Here is a 2,773-nt window from a genome sequence, read left to right on the forward strand (position 1 = left end):
ACGACACCCTGGCCGGCCTGGGCGGGGCCGACACGCTGATCGGCGGGGCCGGAACCGACACCGCGGATTACTCGGCCTCGACCGCCGCGGTGACCGTCGATCTCGCCACCGGGACCGGTCTGGGCGGCGATGCGGAGGGGGACGTCCTGACCGGCATCGAGAACGTCACCGGTTCCAGCCGCAATGACCGCCTGACCGGCGACGGCGGGGCCAACCGGCTCGACGGCGCTGCGGGCGACGACACGCTGATCGGTGGTGCTGGCGCCGACACCCTGGTCGGCGGTGCGGGCACCGACACGGCGGATTACACGGCGTCGGCTGCCGCCGTGACGGTCAGTCTGGCGAGCGGCACGGGGACCGGCGGCGATGCGCAGGGCGATCGGCTGTCGGGAATCGAGAATCTGCTCGGCTCCGGCGGCAACGACCGGCTGACCGGCGACGCGAACCGCAACCGGCTGGACGGGCAAGACGGCAACGACACGCTGGCCGGCCTGGGCGGTGCGGACACGCTGATCGGCGGCGAGGGCATCGACACCGCGGAATACCTGACCTCTGCCAATGGAGTCACCGTCGATCTGTCGACCGGCCTGGGGACCGGCGGCGACGCCGAAGGCGACCGTCTGACCGGCATCGAGAACCTGACCGGCTCCAACCAAGCCGACCGCCTGACCGGCGACGGCGGGGACAACCGCCTCGACGGTGCGGCGGGCGACGACACGCTGATCGGCGGCGAGGGTGCCGACACGCTGGTCGGCGGGGCAGGCATCGACACTGCCGAATATTCCGCCTCCGCCGACGCGGTGGTCGTGGACCTCGCGGCCGGCACCGGCAGCGGCGGCACCGCCGAGGGCGACCGGTTGAGCGGGGTCGAGAACCTGGTCGGCTCGGCCTTCGACGACCGGCTGACCGGCGACGGTCTGGACAACGTCCTGGAGGGCGGGGCTGGCGCCGACACGCTGGAGGGTGGCGGCGGGGCCGACACCGCCGATTATTCCGGATCGGACGCGGGGATCGCGGTCGATCTCACCACCGGGACCGGCCTGGGCGGCGACGCCGAAGGCGACCGCCTGACCGGCATCGAGAATCTGTCGGGTTCCGGCCACGCCGACCTCCTGATCGGCGACGGCAGGGCCAACCGGCTCGACGGTGCGGCGGGCGACGACACGCTGATCGGTGGAGCCGGAGCCGACACGCTGGTCGGCGGTGCGGGAACCGACACCGCGGACTATTCCGCCTCCGCCGCCGGGGTGACGGTCGATCTCGCGGCGGGCACCGGCAGCGGTGGCGACGCGGAGGGGGATCGTCTGTCCGGCGTGGAAAGGGTGATCGCCACCGGGCAGGCCGACAGCCTGACCGGCGACGGCGCGGACAATTACCTCGACGGCCGGGGCGGGGCCGACGCGCTGGCGGGCGGGGCCGGCAACGACACGCTGCGGGTTCTGGACGAGGGCTTCGTCTCGGTGGACGGCGGTTCGGGCGACGACACGCTGCGGTTCGAGGGCAGCCGGCTGATGCTGCTGGGCACCGCCGTGAACGTTCACGGGATCGAGCGGTTCGACCTGACCGCCGAGGGCCACCAGACGCTGATCTTCAACGAGCAGGGCGTCCGGGCCAACGCGGGCGGCGCGCCGCTCTACGTCACCGGCGACCGCGATGACTTCGTGACCTTCAAGGAGTCGGGCTGGCGGCGGGTCGGCACGCTGACCGAGGATGGTGTCCTCTACAACAGCTACCGCCGCGGCGACAGCGTGGTGAATGTCCAGGACGGCGTCCGCATGTTCGGCGACCTCGTGCTGACCGGCACGCCGGGCGACGACGTGATCACCGCGCCATCCGGCGCTGGCCATGTCGTTGTCTTCGGCGAGGGCGGGAACGACATCGTCCGGCTGGGGGCGGGTTTCCGGCATGAGATCGCGCATCTGGTGCGCATCGACGACGACCTGCACATCCTGTTCGACGCGGGCGGCGGCCCGGCGGGCGAGGACGGCTACGCCCGCGACCGCGTCACCATCATGGAACATTTCGCCGCCAACGGCGCGGCGGGGGCGGGCATCGGCGGCATCCGGGAGTTCGTGTTCGCGGACGGCGTGGTCTGGCCGGTGTGGGGCGACATCCTGCTGATGGGCGGCACGGGCGACGACACCATCGCCATCGAGCCGGGATTCACCAGCCGCACGGTCCATGCCGACGACGGGGCGAACGTCATCCGCTTCGGCGGTGACGTGACCGCCGCCGACCTGCGCCTGTCGCGCCGCGGCGACGATCTGGAGATCCGCATCGCCGGGACCGACCGCTCGGTGATCGCCTTCAACCACTTCTCCGCCGACGTTCTGGCCGGGGCCGGCAATGGCGGCATTCAGGCCATCGAACTGGCCGATGGCACCGTTTGGCGGGTGAGCGGCGCCGACATCGTCATCAGCACCACCGGCAACGACACAACCGTCTTCGGCCTCGGCGGCGGGGAGGTGACGCTCTATGGCAGCGAGGGCACCGACAGCATCAGTTTCGCGCTGACCATCGACCCCGACCGGATGCGGCTGACCCGCGAGGGCGACGACCTGCGCATCGCCTACACCGGAAGCTCCGACTCCTGGATCGTCAGAAACCACTTCGACGGCAACCCGGACGGCGTCTCCACCATCCGCTTCGGCGACGGCACGGCCTGGGCCGTCGACAATACCTGCCTGATCGTCGGCACCGGCAGCGATGAGGTCTTCACCATCACGGCGGGCCCTGTCTCTTATACACATCTCCGAGCCCACGAGACTATAAC

1 protein-coding gene is annotated in these 2,773 nt (G+C 71.2%); it reads left to right on the top strand.

The window, feature by feature from the left end; all coding sequences use genetic code 11:
• On the top strand, positions 1 to 2,773 hold a 2,773-nt coding region (locus Q4I23_RS31940; protein ID WP_498528900.1), incomplete at both ends, for a calcium-binding protein.

The organism is Azospirillum sp. UFLA03-27, assembly GCF_059803775.1.